Annotated in this window: 18 protein-coding genes; 12 read left to right on the forward strand and 6 right to left on the reverse strand. The window is 72.3% G+C overall.

Annotated features, from left to right (window positions below; genetic code table 11):
• Positions 1 to 93: 93 nt before the first annotated feature.
• The gene (locus ACFZDA_RS27865) at positions 94 to 1644 is read right to left on the reverse strand and encodes a DUF4331 family protein (protein ID WP_391086651.1); all 1551 of its coding nucleotides are present in this window, start codon (positions 1642 to 1644) and stop codon (positions 94 to 96) included.
• Between the two features lie 227 nt (positions 1645 to 1871).
• Here ACFZDA_RS27865 and ACFZDA_RS27870 point away from each other — a divergent pair, with 227 nt between their 5' ends.
• The 3 genes from ACFZDA_RS27870 to ACFZDA_RS27880 all read left to right on the forward strand — a co-directional run bounded on the left by ACFZDA_RS27870 (position 1872) and on the right by ACFZDA_RS27880 (position 3616).
• Positions 1872 to 2414, forward strand: a complete 543-nt coding sequence (locus ACFZDA_RS27870; RefSeq protein WP_167409710.1) for a sigma-70 family RNA polymerase sigma factor — start codon at positions 1872 to 1874, stop codon at positions 2412 to 2414.
• Positions 2411 to 3223 (forward strand): anti-sigma factor domain-containing protein, encoded by an 813-nt coding sequence (locus ACFZDA_RS27875; RefSeq protein WP_391086653.1) that lies wholly within the window; start codon positions 2411 to 2413, stop codon positions 3221 to 3223. The genes ACFZDA_RS27870 and ACFZDA_RS27875 overlap by 4 nt, the downstream gene beginning before the upstream one ends.
• Before the next feature lie 126 nt (positions 3224 to 3349).
• Positions 3350 to 3616: a hypothetical protein gene (locus ACFZDA_RS27880; RefSeq protein ID WP_037671693.1), complete on the forward strand. Its 267-nt coding sequence runs from the start codon at positions 3350 to 3352 to the stop codon at positions 3614 to 3616.
• Positions 3617 to 3797: 181 nt separating this feature from the next.
• On the opposite strand, the gene ACFZDA_RS27885 is transcribed toward ACFZDA_RS27880, so the two are convergent.
• On the reverse strand, positions 3798 to 4580 hold the full coding sequence (locus ACFZDA_RS27885) for an ABC transporter permease (protein ID WP_391086656.1): 783 nt from the start codon (positions 4578 to 4580) through the stop codon (positions 3798 to 3800).
• The gene (locus ACFZDA_RS27890; RefSeq protein ID WP_391086658.1) at positions 4577 to 5551 is read right to left on the reverse strand and encodes an ATP-binding cassette domain-containing protein; all 975 of its coding nucleotides are present in this window, start codon (positions 5549 to 5551) and stop codon (positions 4577 to 4579) included. The genes ACFZDA_RS27885 and ACFZDA_RS27890 overlap by 4 nt, the downstream gene beginning before the upstream one ends.
• 63 nt (positions 5552 to 5614) lie before the next feature.
• Here ACFZDA_RS27890 and ACFZDA_RS27895 point away from each other — a divergent pair, with 63 nt between their 5' ends.
• Positions 5615 to 6331: a TetR/AcrR family transcriptional regulator C-terminal domain-containing protein gene (locus ACFZDA_RS27895; protein WP_391086660.1), complete on the forward strand. Its 717-nt coding sequence runs from the start codon at positions 5615 to 5617 to the stop codon at positions 6329 to 6331.
• Positions 6332 to 6342: 11 nt separating this feature from the next.
• Here the strand turns inward: ACFZDA_RS27895 and ACFZDA_RS27900 are convergent, their stop codons facing one another.
• Genes ACFZDA_RS27900 through hmgA form a run of 3 tightly spaced genes read right to left on the reverse strand, consistent with a single transcriptional unit; the run spans position 6343 to position 9634 of the window.
• Entirely contained in the window at positions 6343 to 7515 is a 1173-nt protein-coding gene (locus ACFZDA_RS27900; protein ID WP_391086662.1) for a type ISP restriction/modification enzyme, read from the reverse strand.
• Between the two features lie 26 nt (positions 7516 to 7541).
• Positions 7542 to 8291 carry a UTRA domain-containing protein gene (locus ACFZDA_RS27905; RefSeq protein ID WP_391086664.1) on the reverse strand — a complete coding sequence of 250 codons (750 nt, stop codon included), beginning with the start codon at positions 8289 to 8291 and terminating at the stop codon, positions 7542 to 7544.
• 26 nt (positions 8292 to 8317) lie between these two features.
• Positions 8318 to 9634, reverse strand: coding sequence for a homogentisate 1,2-dioxygenase (gene hmgA, locus ACFZDA_RS27910; RefSeq protein WP_391086666.1), 1317 nt, complete (start codon positions 9632 to 9634; stop codon positions 8318 to 8320).
• Positions 9635 to 9813: 179 nt separating this feature from the next.
• On the opposite strand from hmgA, the gene ACFZDA_RS27915 reads away from it, so the two are divergent.
• From ACFZDA_RS27915 to ACFZDA_RS27950, 8 genes are all read left to right on the forward strand, one after another.
• Entirely contained in the window at positions 9814 to 10326 is a 513-nt protein-coding gene (locus tag ACFZDA_RS27915) for a hypothetical protein (RefSeq protein ID WP_391086668.1), read from the forward strand.
• Between the two features lie 590 nt (positions 10327 to 10916).
• Positions 10917 to 11534 (forward strand): TetR family transcriptional regulator, encoded by a 618-nt coding sequence (locus tag ACFZDA_RS27920; RefSeq protein WP_391086670.1) that lies wholly within the window; start codon positions 10917 to 10919, stop codon positions 11532 to 11534.
• A gap of 109 nt (positions 11535 to 11643) precedes the next feature.
• Positions 11644 to 13911, forward strand: a complete 2268-nt coding sequence (locus ACFZDA_RS27925; RefSeq protein ID WP_391086672.1) for a molybdopterin-dependent oxidoreductase — start codon at positions 11644 to 11646, stop codon at positions 13909 to 13911.
• Positions 13912 to 14046: 135 nt separating this feature from the next.
• Positions 14047 to 15495: a citrate:proton symporter gene (locus ACFZDA_RS27930; protein WP_391086674.1), complete on the forward strand. Its 1449-nt coding sequence runs from the start codon at positions 14047 to 14049 to the stop codon at positions 15493 to 15495.
• Between the two features lie 22 nt (positions 15496 to 15517).
• Complete coding sequence (locus ACFZDA_RS27935) at positions 15518 to 16780, forward strand: MFS transporter (RefSeq protein ID WP_391086675.1); 1263 nt, start codon at positions 15518 to 15520, stop codon at positions 16778 to 16780.
• Positions 16781 to 17086: 306 nt separating this feature from the next.
• Positions 17087 to 18427: an ATP-binding cassette domain-containing protein gene (locus ACFZDA_RS27940; protein ID WP_391086677.1), complete on the forward strand. Its 1341-nt coding sequence runs from the start codon at positions 17087 to 17089 to the stop codon at positions 18425 to 18427.
• A 111-nt stretch (positions 18428 to 18538) separates the two neighbouring features.
• Positions 18539 to 19927: an aldehyde dehydrogenase family protein gene (locus ACFZDA_RS27945; protein ID WP_391086679.1), complete on the forward strand. Its 1389-nt coding sequence runs from the start codon at positions 18539 to 18541 to the stop codon at positions 19925 to 19927.
• A gap of 20 nt (positions 19928 to 19947) precedes the next feature.
• Positions 19948 to 21030: a zinc-binding dehydrogenase gene (locus tag ACFZDA_RS27950; protein ID WP_391086681.1), complete on the forward strand. Its 1083-nt coding sequence runs from the start codon at positions 19948 to 19950 to the stop codon at positions 21028 to 21030.
• Positions 21031 to 21099: the final 69 nt, after the last annotated feature.

The raw sequence follows: 21099 nt of genomic DNA on the forward strand, positions 1-21099 counted from the left end.
GGGCTGTGCGGGTGCGGTGGGGTGGGACAGAGGCGCGGCCCGTGCCGTGGGGGACGGGAGACGGGCCGCGCCGGTCGGTGGGAGCGGAGCGGGTCAGTACGCCCGGTTCCGCATGCGGCGCCACCACATGAGGGCCGCGCCGACCAGCACGATGCCGCCCGCGCCGGCCCCGGCGGACGCGGCGATCAGGCGCATGTCGTCCGAGCTCTGCGCCTCGGCCGGCTGGAGCGCGTCGCCGAGCTGGCTGCGGACGTCGTTGCCGCCGTCCACGCCCTTGGCGAGCGGCCCGCGCGACCCCTCCGTCGGCAGGGCGACGTACGGGAAGGCCTTCTCGAAGTCCTTGTCGTTCTTGTCGACCGCGTCACCCAGGTCGTTCTTCGCGCCGAGCAGCTCACCCTCGACGACCTGGAGCGAGGCGTCGATCACGTCGTCGGTGAGGCGACGGCCGTTCGGGAAACCGGCGTTGTCACCGTCGAGGACACCGAGCCGCTTGGGCTTGGCGGCCGGCTTGATCGAGGTGTTGAGGCGCAACTGCTCCGACGGCGTCACGTGCGGCGGCTGGTTGAGGTCCTTGACGCCCTTGAGGAACACGTCGACGAGGTCGTTGCGCGGCTCGTCGGGCGCCGGGATCTTGTAGATCCCCTCGATGAGCTTCGGCAGCTCCGGGTTGGTGACGTTCTTCAGGAACTGGGCGTCGTCCCGGGGCGCGGACGCGTTGAACGTGTCCTTGTCCTTCAGCGGGTTGACGACCTCGTTCACCAGCGGGTTGCCGAGGCGCGAGACCTGGGAGAAGTAGCCCTGGGCGTTCTTGCGCTGCGTCGTCGACCAGATGCCGACGACCGGCTGGTGGTGCGACTCGGTGATGAAGCTGTTGGGGACCTGGAGGGCGATCGTGTTGACGTTGTAGCCCTTGAGCGTGTCGTTGCCGACCTCGGAGAGGTTCCCGCCGTACAGCAGGTCGAAGACCCTGAGGTCCAGGAAGAACGGGTCGTCGGCCTGCCCGGCGAACGTCTGGGCGCCCCCGGCGAGCTTGTGGATCGCCTGCTCGCGCAGGGTGTTGTAGTCCGGCATCGACGCCTTGCCGACGTTGGACGGCGCCACGGGCACGTCGTCGGCGACCTTGGTCTTCGACACCGCCTTCAGGTGCTTCAGCTTGATCAGTTCGAGGTCGTACGTCTGCGTGATGTTGAGGTCGGGGTCGTCGAGGCTCTCGACCGGGCCCGTGTTGTAGAGGAACGTCTTGTCGTTCTTCGTGTGCGTCTTGAACGTGTACCGGAACAGCAGGTCTTCCTGCGCGTCACCGTTGCTGTCGATGCGCAGGTCGTACTGGGCGTCCTCGGCGAACGGGAAGAAGTTGGGCCCGCCGGCGGGTTCCTCGAAGGGGATCCAGTTCGCGACGATGGTCGTCGTGTCCGGCTTGTCCGGGCTGACGAACGCGTACACGTCGGTGTTGTCGTACTGCGGGGTCCCCGAGATCAGCGGGGCCTCGCGGTGGCTGGAGGCGGAGGCCGCCTCGGGTTCCAGCGCGGTCACACCGGCGGCCGCGAGCCCACCGGCGGCCAGCGCACCACAGATCGCGGTCGCGATGCTCCTGCGTCCCGCGCCGGTCGCACCGGTCGCACCGGTCCTGGAGAAAGGTGTCATGCCGTCCGTCCTCAGTGCCAACTTGCCTGACACACGCCATTCGGAGCGGTCGGCAGAGCGGATTGGTCGAATCTCAAACGTTCTTACGGCGCGTCGGGAAAGTTGTTTCATCGCCGGCCGACCCGCGTTTTCGGCGCGCTGATCCGTAACCCCATCCGGAGGTGTGTGCGTTGCGAATGCCTCGTATGAGGGGACAGGCTCCGTGCGGCCTGGGAGAGGGGGACCGAGTGGAGGCGGACGAGCTGCTGCTGCGCGTGGCGGGCGGCGACCAGCAGGCCTTCGAGGACTTGTACGGGCTGGTGTCCGGCCCGGTGTTCGGGCTCGTACGGCGCGTGGTGCGCGACCCCGCCCAGTCGGAGGAGGTGGCTCAGGAGGTGCTGCTCGAACTGTGGCGCTCGGCGGCGAAGTTCGACCCGGGGCGCGGCAGCGCGATGTCGTGGATCCTCACCCTCGCCCACCGCCGCGCCGTCGACCGGGTGCGCAGCGCCCGCGCGGCGGGCGAGCGGGAGCAGCGGGAGGCCTGGCGCGCCCACCACCCGGCCTTCGACCAGGTCACCGAGGAGGTCGAGGCGGGACTCGAACGCGAGTGGGTACGCGTCTGCCTGGACCGCCTCACCGAACTGCAGCGCCAGTCCGTCACCCTGGCCTACTACGAGGGCTACACCTACCGTGAGGTGGCCGAGCGGCTGTCCCTGCCGCTGGGCACCGTCAAGACGCGGATGCGCGACGGGCTGACCCGGATGCGCGAGTGCCTGGGGGGCGTGGCATGAGTCTGTTCCGCCGCGAGGACCCGCACTCGCTCGCCGCGCCCTACGCGCTCGACGCCCTGGAACCCCCGGAGCGGGTCCGCTTCGAGAAGCACCTGAGGGACTGCGGCCGGTGCGCCGCCGAGGTGCGCGCCCTGTCCGAGGACGCCGTCCGGCTCGCCTGGTCCGCGGCCGCACCGCCCCCCGCCGCCCTGCGCGACCGGGTGATGGCCGCCGTACGGACCACTCCGCAGGACCCGGCGCCGCAGAACGCGGCACGCGAGCCGGCACGCGCGCGTGCGCCGCAGCTGCCGCCGCATGTGTGGGGCACCCAGCCGCCGCCGCGGCAGCGTCGCCGGATGCCGCTGTTCGTGCCCTTCGCCACGGCCACCGCCGCCGCGGCCCTCGTCGTCGCCTCGCTGTTCGCGGTGCAGGCGGACCGGACCCAGGACCAGCTGACCGCCGAGCGGGACCGCTCGCGTGAGATCGCCCACGTTCTCGCTGCTCCGGACGCCCGGGCGAGCAGCGGCCGGGACGGGCGGGGCCGCACCATCGGAGTGATCGCTTCCGCCTCGGAGGGGAGCGCGGTGGTCACCCTCGGCGGATACGGTGCTCCGGCCGGCGGCCGAGTGCACCAGTTGTGGCTCATGCGCCCGGGCGCGCAACCACGCTCCCTGGGCCTCTTCGAGGGCGACACGCCGTTGGTCGCGACGGGCCTGGCCACCTCCGCGACGTCACTGGCGGTAACCGTCGAGCCGGCCGGGGGATCGCCGCAGCCCACGACCCAGCCGGTCGTCCAACTCGCCCTGAAATCTGTTGGATTCGGAGGGTAATCGGGGATACATCGTCAACGCCCTTATGGGGAAGGTGAATCCTGTGACCGCGATACACGAGTGCCCGGACGGGGCGATAGGGTTAACCTGCCCGGGCCGGGTGGACTCGTACGGGTGGGGAGTGACATGGAACAGATAACAGTGCGCAGCAGGGCCAGGGTCCCTGCGATCACCTGCGGGAGCAGTGCGACCAGTTCGCGCCTCGACCGCCACCTCTCGGTGCTGGGTGGCCCTGCCGTCCCGCAGCGGGAGACGGTCGAGGCGACCTCTCTGATGCGTGAACTGACCGCGCGTCAGCCGCACGACCGCAGTGGCAGGGGAGCGCGCGTGCGCCGCGTCTCGCTCTTCGCACCGCTGCGCAGGCTGCGCCGCTCGCTGTTCGGCGGCAAGTAGGGGCCCGCGCTCGGCGGTCACACCGCCCCCGGCGCCACGCTGCGCACACGTCGTCCGTCATCCCCACGGCACGCAGCGGCGCCTGGTGTGTACCCGAGCGCGGCCCGCCCCCAGTCGGTGCCTCATCCCCGCCCGGCAGTGACCGGGGGCGTCGACCGGCTCCGGTGGTCCGGCCGCCCCTTCACCGCTCCCCGTGCGCGTACTGACGCACGGCCAGCGGCACGAACACCCCGAGCAGCACGACACACCACAGCAGCGACCCCGCGACGGGGTGGGCCACCGGCCAGGCCGCCCCGTCGGGCACCGGCGCGTTGCCGAACAGGTCCCGCAGAGCCGTCGCCACCGCGCTGATCGGATTCCACTCGGCGACCGTCCGCAGCCACCCCGGCAGCCCGCTCGTCGGGATGTACGCGCTGGACAGCAGCGGCAGCAGGAACGTCGCCCCGCCCAGCTGACCGGCCGCCTCCTCGTTCCGGGTGAGCAGGCCGAGGAAGATCCCGGCCCAGACGCAGGCGAAGCGGAACAACATCAACAGCCCGACGGCCCCCACCGCTTCGAGCGGGCCGCCCTCGATCCGCCAGCCCACCGCCAGCCCCACCAGCAGGAACGGCACCGTCCCGACGGCCGTGGCGACCAGGTCCGCGGCGGCCTGCCCCAGCGGTACGGCCGCCCGGCTCATCGGCAGCGTGCGGAAACGGTCCGTCACGCCCCGGTGCGTGTCCTGCGCGGCCTGGAACATACCGGTCATGATCCCGCCCGAGGCGGTCGCCACCAGCAGGCCCGGCACCAGGAACGACCGGTAGGCCTCGCCCGGCACCGCCAGCGCGCTGCCGAAGACGTAGCCGAAGAACAGCAGCATGCTGATCGGCATCGTCTGGGTGAGGATCAGCAGCCCCGGGTTGTTCCGCATCCGCAGCAGCTGGCGGCCCAGCATCGCGGTTCCGTCGTACGCCAGCATGCTCATGCGGCACGCTCCTTGTCGTCGGTGGTGGCCGTGGCCGGGGGCCTGGTGTCCGTGAGGCGCAGGAAGACGTCGTCGAGGGTCGGAGGCCGCAGGCTCACGTCGAGCAGCGGCACGCCCGCCGCGTCCAGCGTGCGCACGAGCAGCGGGAGGGTGAGCGTCGGGTCCTTGCTGACCGCGCCGACGGCGCCGCGCCCGTGGTCGAACGACGGCTGCGCGCCCGTGAGCCGGTCGAGGACGGCCGCCGCCTTCGTGAGCGCGTCCGGGTCCGTCACGACGACCTCGGCGTGCGCCCCGACGAGCGCCTTGAGCTGCGCCGGCGACCCGGTGTGCGCGACCCGGCCGCGGTCCACCAGGGCGATGTCGTCGGCGAGCTGGTCGGCCTCCTCCAGGTACTGGGTGGTGAGGAGCACGGTCGTGCCCTCGGCGGTCAGGTCGCGCACCGCCTCCCAGATGAGGGTGCGGCTGGCCGGGTCGAGGCCGGTCGTCGGCTCGTCCAGGAACAGCACCTCGGGGCGGCGGATCAGGCTCGCCGCCAGGTCCAGGCGGCGCAGCATGCCGCCCGAGTAGGTGGAGGCGGGCCGGTCGGCGGCCTCGGCCAGCCCGAAGCGGTCGAGGAGCTGCGCGGTCCGGCCGGCGGGACCGCGCACCCGGTGCAGCCGGCCGAACAGCAGCAGGTTCTGACGTCCGGTGAGATCCCCGTCCACCGACGTGTCCTGCCCGGTGACGCTGATCCGGCGCCGGACGGCGGCGGCCTCCCGGGCGAGGTCGTACCCGGCGACCCGGGCGGAGCCGGCGTCCGGCCGCAGCAGCGTGGTCAGCAGCCGTACGGCCGTCGTCTTCCCCGCCCCATTGGGCCCGAGGACCCCGCACACCGTCCCCTCCGCCACCGCGAGATCCAGCCCGCGCAAGGCGCGGACCTCCCCGAAACGCTTCTCCAGACCTTCACTAAGTACAGCGTACGTAGAAGTCATGGCATGACCATAGCGCACTACGTACGCCGTACGTAACTAGGATGGTGGCCGAGGTGATGATCGATGGCGGGCCGAGCGGCCGTACCCGAAGTGATCTGGGCGCGCCCGGAGCGCACCGGCCGTGGGCCGAAACCGGCGTTCACCCGCGCCGACATCGCGGCGGCGGCCGTGCGGATCGCCGACGCGGGCGGGCTGGAGGCGGTGTCCATGCGGCATGTCGCCGCGGAGCTGGGCTGCGGCACGATGTCGCTGTACAACTACGTCCCCCGTAAGGAGGACCTGTACGAGCTGATGATCGACGCCGTCGGTGCCGAGCACGAATTGTTCGAGCCCACGGGCGACTGGCGCGCCGACATGCTCCGCAACGCGGAGGAGACGCGGGCCATCATGCGCCGCCACACCTGGGTGCCGCGCCTGATGTCAGGGGTGTACGGCTTCAGCCCCAACACCCTGCGCTATCTGGAGCACTGCCTGGCCTGTCTCGAACCGCTCGACGTCCCGGCCGGCACGAAGACGGAGCTGATCGCGCTGCTCAACGGCGTGGTGACGACATACACCGCGAACGACATCGCGACCGTCGAGCGCACGCGCTCCATGCCGTGGACCGTGGAGGAGGAGAACGCGGTCCGGATGGCCTATCTGGGCAGCCAGGTGGCCACCGGCGCGTATCCGCGACTGGCCGCGGCCTTCATGGAGCAGAGCGGGCCGGTCGATCTGGAGGCGGTGTTCAGACGGGCCCTCGAACGTGTCCTGGACGCCTACGACCCCGACCCGCGCTGAAGCGCTGACCCCTAAAGCAGGGCGAGCTGGCCTTCCGGGCCCTCCTCGGGGCCGTCCAGTACCGAGGCCGGGCGGCGGGCCGACGCCGGGACCGGGAGGACACCGGCCTCGCGCAGCTCGGTCGCCGTGACCGGGTCGGGAACCTCCGGCTCCTCCAAGGGGCGCAGTTCGGCCAGCAGGGCCAGGACCGTGATCAGTTCCAGCAGCTCCGACGTCCAGGACTGGGGCCAGGTCGCGGGGCGGATCGCGGCGAGTGTGCCCGGCTCTGCCTCGGCGACGCGCGCCGTGAACCACTGCTCCAGGACGCGCACCCCGCCCACCTCGAAGTCCCAGGCTTCCGGCGGCACCGGGGAGATGCGGCCCTCGTCCAGCAGCAGAGCCTCCTCGTCCCGGTCGTAGCGCAGGGCCAGGGGGCGGGAGGGCAGCGGGGCGCGGACGTAGGGGCGGCGGCCGCCGGGCAGCTTGGGGCGTGCGCCGTCGCGGCGCATCAGCCACAGCAGCCGGTGGCCCACCTCCAGGCCCCGCGCCCAGGCGTCGGCGTCCCCGGTGAGCGGGACGGAGAGGCCGGGGCGTGCGGTCGCCGTGATCCACGCCAGTACGTCCAGCGGCGTGGGGACACTGCCCAGCCGGGTGCCCAGGTGCTCCAGCAGGCCGGGCGCCAGGTTCGGCTCCTGCCCGTCCGGCCTGCGGAACAGCGGGCGGATCCGGCCGGGGCGCGGCAGCGGGAGCAGGGAGGTGACGAGCAGGCGCGGGACTTCGCCGGCGCTGCCTGGGGCCTCGGGCGTCTCCAGCACGAAGACCTGCCGTTCGCCCGCCACCCGCCACAGCTCCGGGCGGGCCGCGTCGATCAGCCGCTGGTCGGGGATCAGCCACTGCTCGTCGAAGGGGGCGTACAGCACCCGCACCGGCTCCGGGCACGGCCCCGAGGCGCGCGCCAGCTTCTGCGTGCCGCTGCCGGCCTGGCCGGGCAACTGGCCGACCGCCGTGTGCGTCGTGCGCGAGCGGGTCGGCTCGAACAGGGCCTCGCGGTCGGGTCCCTCGGCCTTCATCAGAGCGTCCCAACGGGCCTTCAGGGACGCCGGGTCGGGTCCCGCCGGCCACCCCCGGCCGAGCCGCGGCGGTGCGACGGACCACGGCATGAGGTCCGCCAGCGGCGGAGCGTCGTCGTGCGTCACGCAGGGCATCGTACGGTGTGGCTCCGACACCCGGGTCAGTTCGCCTCCAGGGTCACCGTGAAGGAGAAGCGGTCCCCCCGGTACTGGATGACGGCCACGTCCAGAGACCGCCCCCCGGCGTCGTACGTGATGCCCGTGTAGTGCAGGATCGGGCTGAGCAGCGGGACGTGGAGCAGTTTCGCCGTCTCCGGGTCGGCCAGCCGGGCCTCGACCGTGTCCGTGATACGGCTGATGTCCGCCCCGACGACGTCCCGCAGCACCTTGGTCATGGGCCACCGGACCAGGTCGTCCAGGTCGATGCGCGCGGCCAGTTCGGGACGCACGTAGTTGCGGGCGTGGTTGGTCGGCTCACCGGTCTTCTCGTCGCTGCGCAGCCGGTGGTACGCCGCCACCTCGCGCAGATCCGGGAAGAATTCGGCGAGTCCGGCCGGCACCGGGGACATGCCGTGGTCCAGCAGCTCGGTCGTCATACCGGACTGCTGGGCCACGATCGCGTCCACCGAGCCCAGCAGCCGGACCGGGGAACCCCGGCGCGCATGCGGCTCGATGAACGTGCCGCGCCGGCGGTGGCGCGTGATGAGCCCCTCGTCCTCCAGCTCCTTCAGCGCCTGCCGCATGGTCAGCACGCTCACGCCGTAGTGCCCGGCCAGCTGCTCCTCCGTGGGCAGGCGCAGCGGGTCCTGGGGCGAGCGGCCGAGGATCGAGGCGCGCAGCGACTGCGACACCTGGTACCAGAGCGGCAGCTTGCGGTTCAGGACGATCGAGTCCGGAGCGAAGGAGGTCACGGGCCATCCGTACCGGTCGGGGATGTTCAGTGCAAGGGACGGAAGTGCCGCTCCAGTCCCTGCCAGACGTCGTCGTAGCGCTGCTGGAGGTGTTCGGCGCGGGCCGCCTGCGGGGTGAGGGTGATCGGCCAGCGGGTCTCGAACATGAACGCCAGGCCGTCGTCGATCTTCTGCGGCCTCAGCTCGGCCGAGCTCGCGCGGTCGAAGGTCTCCCGGTCCGGGCCGTGCGCCGACATCATGGTGTGCAGCGAGCCGCCGCCCGGCACGAAGCCTTCCGCTTTCGCGTCGTACGCGCCTTCGATCAGGCCCATGTACTCGGTCATCACGTTCCGGTGGAAGTACGGCGGCCGGAAGGTGTCCTCGCCCACCAGCCAGCGCGGGGCGAACACCACGAAGTCGGCCCCGGCCAGGCCCGGGGTGTCCGACGGGGACGTCAGCACCGTGAAGATCGACGGGTCCGGGTGGTCGTACGTGATGGTGCCGATCACATTGAAACGGCGCAGGTCGTAGCTGTACGGCACATGGTTGCCGTGCCAGGCGACGACATCGAGTGGGGAGTGGCCGTAGGTGGCCGTCCAGAGGTTGCCGCAGAACTTGTTCACCACCTCCACCGGGCCCTCGACGTCCTCGTACGCGGCGACCGGGGCGCGGAAGTCCCGGGGGTTGGCGAGGCCGTTCGCACCGATCGGGCCCAGGTCGGGGAGGCGGAAGGGTGCGCCGTAGTTCTCGCACACATAGCCGCGGGCGGACTCGTCGAGCAGCTCCACACGGAAGCGGACCCCACGAGGGATGAGCGCCACATGGCCCGGTTCCACATGAAGCAGGCCGAACTCCGTACGCAGCAGCAGACCGCCGCGCTCCGGGACGATCAGCAGCTCGCCGTCGGCGTCGCTGAACACCCGGTCCATCGAGGCGTTGGCGGCGTAGAGGTGGACGGCGATGCCGGTGCGCTGGGTGACATCGCCGTTGCCGCCCAGGGTCCACAGGCCGGTCAGGAAGTCGGTTTCCGGCGCCGGGTCGGGGAGGGGGTTCCAGCGCAGGCGGTTGGGGTCGGGCACGGTCTGGGTGAAGGGGGCGGTGCGGATCGAGCCGTTGTGGGTGCGGGTGAACGCCGGGTGCGCGGCCGACGGGCGGATCCGGTACAGCCACGAGCGGCGGTTGTGCGCCCGGGGCTCGGTGAAGGCCGTACCGCTCAGCTGTTCCGCGTACAGCCCGAGCGGGGCCCGCTGGGGCGAATTGCGGCCCTGTGGCAGTGCGCCCGGGACGGCCTCCGAGCTGTGCTCGTTGCCGAAGCCGGAGAGGTAGGTCAGCCCTTCGGCGGTCTTCCGCGCGTCCGCGTACATGATCGCTGCTCCCTTGCGGTCCGATGCCCGTGCCACCCGATTCCTATGCGACACCGTAGGATTGCGATTTCCCCGACGCAAGAGGGACGCGCCGTCCTGCGGCCTCCTCTCGGTGGAGGAGGGTGAACACGACTCCAGGACGATCCGCCGGCCCGGACGCCTGTTCTACGCTCCCCGGCATGTCGTGGACACGGGGATCTCGCGCCGTGCTCGTGGTCTGTGTCCTGCTGCTGACCGGATCCGCGGGCTGCGGCTCCGGTGAGACGCGGGGGAGCGGGGCGTCTCCCACGCCGGTGGGCAGCCTCCTGGGGGACCGGGACCAGGAGGGGCGTCCCTACCGCGAGGTGGCGCGGCGTGGCGCCCCCGGCGTGGGCATCGAGGTGCAGCCCGGCCGGGCCGGCGGCTGGAACGTCCGGCTGGCCGTGCGGAACTTCCGCTTCTCCCCGGCGGGCACGGCGGCCCGGGCGGTGGCCGGGCGCGGCCTCGCGCGGCTCTACGTGGACGGCCGCCTCGTCGCCCGGCTCCGGGCGCCCGGGTACCGTCTCGCCGACCGCCTCGTGCCGCGCGGCACGCACCACGTCACGGCCCGCCTCTACGCCGACGACGGCACGGTGTGGGCGGTGGACGGCACACCCGTGGAGAGCACGGCCGACATCACCGTGTCGGAGTCGGGCTCTGGCTCCGTTTCGTAGTCCGGCCCCGGTGCTCTGTCGGGGTATGGCCTCGGCCTTGCGCCGGAGTCGGCCGCCTTGGTGCTGTGTCGGAGACGGGTTCTGGCCTCGTGTCGGAGTCGGGCTCTGGCTCCGTTTCGTAGTCCGGCCCCGGCGCTCTGTCGGGGTATGGCCTCGGCCTTGCGCCGGGGTCGGGCGGCCTCGGCGCTGTGTCGGAGACGGGTCCCGGCCTTGTGTCGGGGTCGGGCGGCCTCGGTGCTGCGTAGGGAGACAGGTTCTGGCCTTGTGTCGGAGTCGGGCGGCATTGGCGCTGCGTAGGGAGACAGGTTCTGGCCTCGGGTCGGGGTCGGGCGGTTCGGTGCTGTGTCGGAGAGAGGCTCGGGCCTCCGGTCGAAGTCCGTGGCCCCGGCACTGTGTTGGAGTCGGGCCCTGGCTCCGGTGTCGGAACCCGGCCCCGGCCCCGTGTCCGAGCCCGGCCCCGGCCCCGTGTCCGAGCCCGGCCCCGGCCCGGCGCCGGGCTCGGGCGGTCGGTGGGCGGTGTGGGGGCACGCGTCGGACCTCACGTCCAGGATCGGGGGGCGAGGTTCACCCGAGCGCGCCGGAAAGGCATCATGAAGCCCGTGCCCCACGCGACATCGCTCCGTCGTGCGCCCGTGCAGCGGCGCAGTGCCGAACGCCTGGCCAGGATCCTCGACGCCTGCGCCGACCTCCTCGACGAGGTCGGCTACGACGGCCTGAGCACCCGGGCCGTCGCCCAGCGGGCCGGCGTCCCCATCGGCTCGGTCTACCGCTTCTTCGGCAACAAGCGTGAGATGGTCGACGCGCTGGCCCAGCGCAACCTGGAGCGCTACTCGGAGCGGGTCACCCGGCGTCTGCGGACGGCGGGGGGCGGGGGCTGGCGCGAGACCATGGACGCCGTGCTCGACGAGTACCTGGAGATGAAGCGCACCGCGCCCGGCTTCTCCCTCGTCGACTTCGGCAACCAGATCCCGGTCGGCGCCCGCCAGGCCGAACCCAACCACCGCGTCGCCGACCGCCTCACCGAACTCCTCTCCGGCTCTCTCGACCGCGAGCCCGACGAGGAACTGCGCCGGGTCTTCCTCGTCGCCGTCGAGACCGCCGACACCCTCGTGCACCTGGCCTTCCGGGTCGCGCCGGAGGGGGACCCGGAGATCATCGAGGAGATGCGGGAGATGCTGCGGGCCTATCTGGCCCGGGTGCTCGACTGACCCAGAGGTGTCCGCAAAGTCCTGGCCAAGACCTCCCCTCCATGCATACCGGTCGGTATGCTCGGGGCGTCCGTGCGTCACCGTAGCCGCCGCCCACCCGGGAGGACCCGTGTCCCGCACCGCCCTGCGTATCTGTCCCCTGTGCGAGGCCACCTGCGGCCTGACCCTCACCATCGAGGGGACGCGCGTCACCCACGCCCGAGGTGACCGCGACGACGTCTTCAGCAAGGGGTTCATCTGCCCCAAGGGCGCCTCCTTCGGCGCCGTCGACGCCGACCCCGACCGGCTGCGCACCCCGCTCGTACGCAGGGACGGCGAGCTGCGCGAGGCCACCTGGGAGGAGGCCTTCGACGCGGTCGCCGCCGGCATCCGGCCCGTCGTCGAGCGGTACGGCGCGAACTCCGTCGGCGTCGTCCTCGGCAACCCCAACGTGCACACCATGGCCGGCGCCCTCTACCCGGCGGTGCTGCTCGCCGGTCTCGGCACGCGCAGCGTCTTCACCGCCTCCACCGTCGACCAGATGCCCAAGCACGTCTCCAGCGGACTGCTCTACGGCGACGCGAACGCCATCCCCGTGCCCGACCTGGACCACACCGACCATCTGCTCCTCATCGGCGCCAACCCGCTGGAGTCCAACGGCAGTCTGTGCACGGCCCCCGACTTCCCCGGCAAACTCAAGGCCCTCAAGGCCCGGGGCGGCACGCTCGTCGTGATCGACCCGCGGCGCACCCGCACCGCCAAGCTCGCCGACCGGCACATCGCCGTGCGGCCCGGCACCGACGCGCTGCTGCTGGCGGCGATGGCCCAGGTGCTCTTCGACGAGGACCTCACCGAGCCGATCCCGCACGTTCAGGGAGTCGAGGAAGTCGCCGACGCCCTGCGGGAGTTCACCCCCGAAGCCGTCGCCGCCGCCTGCGACGTCGAGGCCGGTGTCATCCGCACCCTCGCCCGTGAACTCGCCGCCGCCCCCACCGCCGCCGTCTACGGGCGCATCGGCAGCTGCACCGTCCCGCACGGCACCCTGGCCAGCTGGCTCGTCGACGTCCTGAACATCCTCACCGGCAACCTCGACCGGCCCGGCGGCGCGCTCTTCCCGCAGGCCGCCACCGACAAGACCCCGCGCCCCGCCGGGCCCGGCCGCGGCTTCGCCCTCGGGCGCTGGCACTCCCGCGTGAGCCGGCACCCGGAAGCCAAGGGCGAGCTGCCCCTCTCCGCCCTCGCGGAGGAGATCGACACCGCCACCGAGGAGGGCGAACCGGTCCGCGCGCTCCTGGCCGTCGCCGCCAACCCCGTGCTCTCCGCGCCCGACGGCGACCGGCTCGACAAGGCGCTCGACTCGCTCGACTTCATGGTCAGCGTCGACCCGTACCTCAACGAGACCTCCCGCCACGCCGACGTCGTCCTGCCCCCGCCCCCGCCCTCCCAGAGCCCCCACCACGACTTCGCCTTCAACACCCTCGCCGTACGCCACCAGGTCCGCTACACCCGCCCCGCGGTCCCGCTGGAGCCCGGCCGCATGGCCGAGACGGAGATCCTGGCCCGGCTGGTCCTCGCCGTGACCGGCATGCACGGGGCCGACCCCGCCGCCGTCGACCAGATGGTCATCGACCAGACCCTCGGCAAGGCGGTCGACGAGCCGCACTCGCCCGTGCACGGCCGTGACCCCCGCGAACTCGCCGCGCGGCTCACCGGCGACACCGGCCCCGAGCGACGCCTGGACATGATGCTGCGCCTCGGCCCCTACGGCGACGGCTTCGGCGTACGACCCGACGGACTGACCCTGGAGCAACTGCTCGCTCACCCGCACGGCATCGACCTCGGACCCCTGCGCCCCCGCCTGCCGCAGCCGCTGAAGACCAGGAGCGGCCAGGTGGAGCTGCTGCCGCAGCCGATCGCGGACGACCTGCCCCGCCTCAGGCGCGCCCTGGAGGACCGCCCCGACGGACTCGTCCTGGTCGGCCGCCGTCACCTCCGCTCGAACAACAGCTGGATGCACAACGTGCCCGCCCTCACCGGCGGCTCCAACCGCTGCACCCTGCACATCCACCCGGACGACGCCGAACGGCTGGGCGTGCGGGACGGGGCGCCGGTGCGGGTGAAGGGCGCCGGCGGAGAGGTGACCGCACCCGCCGAGGTCACCGACGACATACGCCGAGGCGTGGTGAGCCTGCCGCACGGCTGGGGCCACGACCGCCCCGGCACCCGGCTCAGCCACGCCGCGACCGACCCCGGCGTCAACGTCAACCAGCTCCTCGACGGCCGCCTCCTCGACCCGCTGTCGGGCAACGCGGTCCTCAACGGGGTGCCCGTCGAGGTCGCCCCCGAGACGGCCCCCGAAAGCCCATCCGTGACCGAAAAGCTCACCGCTCTGACCTGAGCAAAGCTGTGACCAGCAGTTTTGCGCTTATTGCTCGCACGTCAACGTCTTGTTAACGCTGCTTGAACGCACCTAACGTCTCGGACACCGCCGGCCCTGGTGGGATGTTCAAGGGCGAACGTTAGGTATCCACTCATGCTGACCATCCTCGGCTTCGCCATGATCGCGACCTTCCTGGTCCTGATCATGATGAAGAAGATGTCGCCGATCGCGGCGCTCGTGCTGATTCCCGCGCTGTTCTGCGTGTTCGTCGGCAAGGGCGCCAAGCTCGGCGACTACGTCCTCGACGGCGTGACCGACCTCGCCCCCACTGCGGCGATGCTCATGTTCGCGATCGTCTACTTCGGTGTGATGATCGATGTCGGTCTCTTCGACCCGGTCGTCCGCGGCATCCTCAAGTTCTGCAAAGCCGACCCGATGCGGATCGTCGTCGGCACCGCCGTGCTCGCCGCGATCGTGTCGCTGGACGGCGACGGCTCCACCACCTTCATGATCACCGTCTCGGCGATGTACCCGCTGTACAAGCGCCTGAAGATGAGCCTGGTCGTGATGACCGGTGTCGCCGCCATGGCCAACGGCGTGATGAACACCCTCCCCTGGGGCGGCCCGACCGCCCGCGCCGCGACCGCGCTCAAGCTCGACGCCAGCGACATCTTCGTCCCGATGATCCCGGCACTCCTGGTGGGCCTGCTCTTCGTCTTCGTCCTCTCCTACGTCCTCGGTGTGCGCGAGCGCCGGCGGCTGGGCGTGCTCACGCTGGACGAGGTGCTGGTCGACGAGAAGGCCGAGGAGAAGGTCGAGGAGAAGGAGACCGAGACCGTCCTGGTCGGCGCCGGCTCCGGCACCGGCAAGAGCGCCGGCACCGGCACGAACACCGGCAAGGGCACTCTCCCCACGGGCGGTGCCGGCTCCGGCACGGACGCCGAGGAGCACGACGCCGACTTCCAGGGCCTCGACCCCCACCGCGCCACGCTGCGTCCCAAGCTGTACTGGTTCAACGCGCTGCTCACGGTCGGTCTGCTCACCGCCATGATCATGGAGCTGCTGCCGATCCCGGTGCTGTTCCTGCTCGGCGCCGCCCTCGTGCTCACCGTCAACTTCCCGCACATCCCGGACCAGAAGGCCCGCATCGCCGCCCACGCCGAGAACGTCCTGAACGTCTCCGGCATGGTCTTCGCCGCCGCCGTCTTCACCGGCGTCCTCCAGGGCACCGGCATGGTCGACCACATGGCCAAGTGGATGGTGGACGTCATCCCCGGCAGCATGGGCCCGCACATGGCCCTGGTCACCGGCGTCCTCAGCCTTCCGCTGACGTACTTCATGTCGAACGACGGCTTCTACTTCGGTGTCCTGCCCGTCCTCGCCGAGGCGGGCGCCGCGCACGGTGTCTCCCCGCTGGAGATGGCCCGCGCCTCGCTGGTCGGCCAGCCGCTGCACATGTCGAGCCCGCTCGTCCCGGCCGTCTACGTCCTGGTCGGCATGGCCAAGGTGGAGTTCGGCGACCACACGAAGTTCGTCGTGAAGTGGGCCGCCCTCACCTGCCTGGTCATCCTCGGGGCGGGCATGCTGTTCGGCATCATCTGACCACCCCGTGGAGGACGTCATCGTGAGGCCCGGTGGGAACCGCGGCTGGCTGCTCCGCCTCGTCATCGCCTTCAGCTTCGCGCAGGGGGCGGTGTCGATGGCCCGGCCCGCCGTCTCCTACCGGGCCCTCGCGCTGGGCGCGGACGAGCGTGCGGTGGGTGTGATCGCGGGTGTGTACGCGCTGCTGCCGCTGTTCGCCGCCGTGCCCCTGGGCCGCCGTACCGACCACGGCCGCTGCGCGCCCCTGCTGCCCATCGGTGTGGTCCTCATATCCGGCGGCTGCGCGCTCAGCGGGCTGGCGAACTCCCTGTGGGCGATGGCCCTGTGGAGCGGGGTGATGGGCCTCGGCCACCTCTGCTTCGTCATCGGCTCCCAGTCGCTCGTCGCCCGCCAGTCCGCGCCGCACGAACAAGACCGCAACTTCGGCCACTTCACCATCGGGGCCGCGCTCGGCCAGCTGGTCGGGCCCATCGCAGCGGGTGCGGTGATCGGGGGCGACGACATGACCGGCACGAGCGCGCTCGCCCTGATCGCGGCGGGCGCGATCGGAGCGGTCGCGTTCACCTCGCTGTGGCGCATCGAGCATCGCCGTACGGCTGCCACGTCCCGTGCGGAGAAGGGTGACCGTGTCCCGGTGCGGCGCATCCTGCGCACCCGGGGTGTGCCGGCCGGCATCCTCATCAGCCTCGCGGTGCTGTCCGCGACCGACATCCTCACCGCGTACCTGCCGGTGGTCGGCGAGCACCGGGGCATCGCACCGTCCGTGATCGGCGTCCTGCTCAGCCTGCGCGCGGCGGCCACCATCGCGTGCCGCCTGGTGCTGACGCCGCTGCTGCGGCTGCTCGGCCGCACCCTGCTGCTCACGGTGACCTGTCTGCTGGCGGCCCTGCTGTGCGCGGGCATCGCCCTGCCGGTGCCGGTGTGGGCGCTCGGGCTGCTGCTGGTGCTGCTCGGGTTCTGCCTCGGTGTGGGCCAGCCGCTGTCCATGACGACGGTCGTCCAGGCCGCCCCCGACGAGGCCCGTTCCACGGCCCTGGCGCTGCGCCTGACCGGCAACCGGCTCGGCCAGGTCGCCGCGCCCGCCGCGGCCGGGCTGATCGCCGGGGTCGCGGGGGTGGCGGCGCCGTTCGTGATGCTCGGGGTGCTGTTGCTGCTGTCCTCGGGGGTCGCTGTGCGGTCGCGGGGGGAGCCTCAGGAGCCGGAGGGGCCGGACGAGGCGGGAGGAGCCGCCTCGGATGAGGCACGTCGTTCGAGGGTGCGGCTGCGCCGGAAGGGCGATGTCTGACGCGTCGTAGGGCGCGGTCGCGTCTGCGACGCCGTCTCCACCCTGGACAGGGCCAGGTCGTACGAGAAGGCGCACTTCCCGAGCCAAGGAGGTGCACGGCGCCCGGGGCCGCCCCGAGCCGCGCCTGATCACGTCCGGTACCCCCGTCCGCCTTCTCACCAGCTGGACCGAAAGCCCGGATTTCGGCAGGTGTCTTCCCCAGGCCGCGTACATTCCGTTAACTTCCGTGACCCACAGCCCCGTACGACCCGACGGGGCTTCCGACCGCGGAGCACCAGCGCCCTGACGAGCCCTCGGGGGCACCCCATGACACGCGCCATCTCCCTGCACGACGTGAGCAAGGCCTACACGCGAGGCGCCCGCGTGGTGGACCGGCTGTCGCTGGACATCACGCCGGGCGAGTTCCTCGTGCTGCTCGGCCCGTCCGGCTGCGGCAAGTCGACCGTGCTCCGGATGATCGCCGGCCTGGAGGAGATCGACGAGGGCGAGCTGCTGCTCGACGGCGAGTACGCCAACGACCTGCCGCCGTCCGGGCGGGACATGGCGATGGTTTTCCAGAACTTCGCCCTGTACCCGAACATGACCAGCCGCGCCAACATCGGCTTCCCCCTGCGCATCGAGGCCCCGGGCACGGACCCGGCCCCGCGCGTGGACGCCACCGCCCGGATGCTGGGCATCGAGGACCTCCTCGACCGCCTGCCCGGCCAGCTCTCCGGCGGCGAACGCCAGCGGGTCGCCATGGGCCGGGCCATCGCCCGCCACCCCTCCGCCTTCCTCATGGACGAGCCGCTGTCCAACCTCGACGCCAAGCTCCGCACCCATCTGCGCGCGGAGATCTCCCAGCTGACCAGGGAGCTGGGCGTCACCACGATCTACGTCACCCATGACCAGGCCGAGGCCATGTCGCTCGGCGACCGGGTCGCGGTGCTGCGCGGCGGCGTGCTCCAGCAGGTCGACAGCCCGCGGGCCGTCTACGCGCTGCCCAGCAACGTCTTCGTCGCCGCATTCATCGGCACCCCGCGCATCAACCTGCTCCGCGGCCTGGTGCGCGCCCCGCTGGACGGCGCGATGACCATCAGCCTGGGCAAGCAGTTCCTGCGCCTGCCCGAGCCGCTCTCCCTGGACCACCAGCTGCTGCGCGTCGAGCAGGGCCGCGAGGTCATCGTGGGCCTGCGCTCGGAGGCTGTCCGGATCGCCAAGCACTCGGCGGCCCGCCCCGGCGAGGTGCCGATCACCGGTCTGGTCGAGCACGTGGAGTTCCAGGGGCACGAGATCCTCGTCCACTTCGACACCGGCTCCAGCCCCGCCGTCGTCCCCGAGCTGGAGGCCCCGCGCCCCCGCCCCGGCCGCCCCGCCCGGCGCCGCCGCCGCGAGGCCTCGGTCCTCACCCGCCTGCGGGAGCGGGCCGGAGCCGGACGGGCGGGCCCGGTCGTGACCCTGGACGACCCCAGGGACGCCGAAGTCCGTCCGTCGTCCGCCGAGGCCCGCCTGCCCGGCGACCTCATCGTCCGCACCACCCCGGACCTCGCCCTCCGCCACGGCATGCAGGTGCCGCTCCTGGTCGACCTCGCCCACCTCTTCGTCTTCGACCAGCACGGCGACCGCATCTGTCCCCACCCGGCGCGCCTGCCCGACCTGGGGGAGTGAGGAGCCGCACATCAGGGTGAGGTCCTGGCCGTGCCGTGACGTCTGGCGCCGGAAAACTATCGCCGCTAGTTTATGTGTCGGACGACGACGCCCCGCCCCGGAGGAAGCACGATGCAGGCATACGACGGCATGTACATCGGGGGCGCCTGGCGCCCCGCCGCCGGCCAGGACGTGATCGAGGTCGTGAACCCGGCCGACGAGCAGGTCATCGGCACGGTCCCGGCCGGCACCGCCGAGGACGTCGACACCGCCGTACGGGCCGCCCGCGCCGCCCTCGCGGACTGGGCCGCAACCCCGCCCGCCGAGCGCGCGGCGCGCCTGGCCGCCCTCCGCGACGTGCTCACCGCCCGCGCGGACGAGATCGCCGAGACCGTCACGGCCGAACTCGGCTCGCCCCTGAAGTTCTCCCAGGCCGTCCACGCGGCCGTGCCGATCGCGGTCGCGGGCTCCTACGCCGAGCTGGCGGCCACGTACGCCTTCGAGGAGAAGACCGGCAACTCGGTCGTCCATCACGAGCCGGTCGGTGTCGTGGCCGCGATCACGCCGTGGAACTACCCGCTGCACCAGATCGTCGCCAAGGTCGCCCCGGCCCTCGCGGCGGGCTGCACCATCGTCGTGAAGCCCGCCGAGGACACCCCGCTGGTCGCCCGCCTGTTCGCGGACGCCGTGCACGAGGCCGGCCTCCCGGCGGGCGTCTTCAACCTGGTCACCGGCCTCGGCCCGGTCGCCGGGCAGGCCCTCGCCGAGCACCCCGGCGTCGACCTGGTCTCCTTCACCGGCTCCACCGCCGTCGGCCGGCGCATCGCCTCGATCGCCGCCGGACAGGTCAAGAAGGTCGCCCTCGAACTCGGCGGCAAGTCCGCCAACGTCATCCTCCCGACCGCCGACCTCGCCAAGGCGGTCAACGTCGGCGTCGCCAACGTCATGTCCAACTCCGGGCAGACGTGCAGCGCCTGGACGCGGATGCTGGTCCACCGCGACCGGTACGACGAGGCGGTGGAACTCGCCGCGACGGCCGCCGCCAAGTACGGCGAGCGCATCGGCCCGGTCGTCAACGCGGGGCAGCGGGCGCGGGTGCGCGGCTACATCGAGAAGGGCGTCGCGGAAGGTGCCCGCCTGGTCGCCGGCGGCCCCGAGGCCCCGCGCGAGAGGGGCTACTTCGTCAGCCCGACCGTCTTCGCCGACGTCACCCCGGACATGACCATCGCGCAGGAGGAGATCTTCGGCCCGGTCCTGTCGATCCTGAAGTACGAGGACGAGGAGGACGCCCTGCGGATCGCCAACGGCACGGTGTACGGCCTGGCCGGCGCCGTCTGGGCCGGTGACGAGGCCGAGGCGGTGGCCTTCGCACGCCGGATGGAGACCGGCCAGGTCGACATCAACGGCGGCCGCTTCAACCCTCTCGCGCCCTTCGGCGGCTACAAGCAGTCGGGCGTGGGCCGCGAGCTCGGCGTGCACGGCCTGGCCGAGTACCTCCAGACCAAGTCCCTCCAGTTCTAGTCAGGGGAGTGCCCTCCGTCATGGCTGTCCGCGCCGCCGTCCTGCCCGCAGTCGGCTCCCCGCTGGAGATCACCGGCATCGACCTGCCCGACCCCGGACCCGGCCAGGTCCGCGTCCGGCTCGCCGCCGCCGGGGTCTGCCACTCCGACCTGTCCCTGTCCGACGGCACCATGCGCGTGCCCGTCCCCGCCGTCCTCGGCCACGAGGGCGCGGGCACGGTCGTCGCCGTCGGCGACGGCGTCACCCACATCGCGCCGGGCGACGGGGTCGTCCTCAACTGGGCCCCGTCCTGCGGCACCTGCCACGCCTGCTCGCTCGGCGAGGTCTGGCTGTGCGCCAACGCCCTGAGCGGCGCCGCCGGCGTCTACGCCCGCACCACCGAGGGCACCGACCTCCACCCCGGCCTGAACGTCGCCGCGTTCGCCGAGGAGACGGTCGTCTCCGCGTCCTGCGTCCTGCCCGTCCCGGACGGCGTCCCGCTCACCGACGCGGCCCTCCTCGGCTGCGCCGTCCTCACCGGCTACGGCGCCGTCCACCACTCGGCCCGGGTCCGGCAGGGCGAGACGGTCGCGGTGTTCGGCGTCGGTGGAGTGGGACTCGCCGCCCTCCAGGCGGCCCGGATCGCGGGTGCCTCGAAGATCATCGCCGTGGACGTCTCCCCCGCGAAGGAGGAACTGGCCCGGACCGCCGGAGCCACCGACTACCTCGTCGCCTCCGACACCACGGCCAGGGAGATCCGCGCCCTCACCGGCAAGCAGGGCGTCGACGTCGCCGTCGAGTGCGCAGGCCGCGCGGTCACCATCCGCACGGCCTGGGACTCCACCCGGCGCGGCGGCCGCACCACGGTCGTCGGCATCGGCGGCAAGGACCAGCAGGTCACCTTCAACGCCCTGGAGATCTTCCACTGGGGCCGCACCCTCTCCGGCTGCGTCTACGGCAACTCCAACCCCGCCGAGGACCTCCCGGTACTCGCCGGACACGTCCGGGCCGGCCGGCTGGACCTGACGGCCCTGGTGACCGAACGCATCTCCCTGGACGGCATCCCGGCGGCCTTCGAGAACATGCTGGCGGGCAAGGGCGGCCGCGCCCTGGTCGTTTTCTAGCCCGCCCCCAACCGCACCCCGGCCTCCGCGCGAGGCCGGGGTCCGAGGCGTGCTCGCACGCACACTGAG

The sequence above is a fragment of the Streptomyces sp. NPDC007991 genome (genome assembly GCF_042958445.1).
GTDB lineage: Bacteria > Actinomycetota > Actinomycetes > Streptomycetales > Streptomycetaceae > Streptomyces.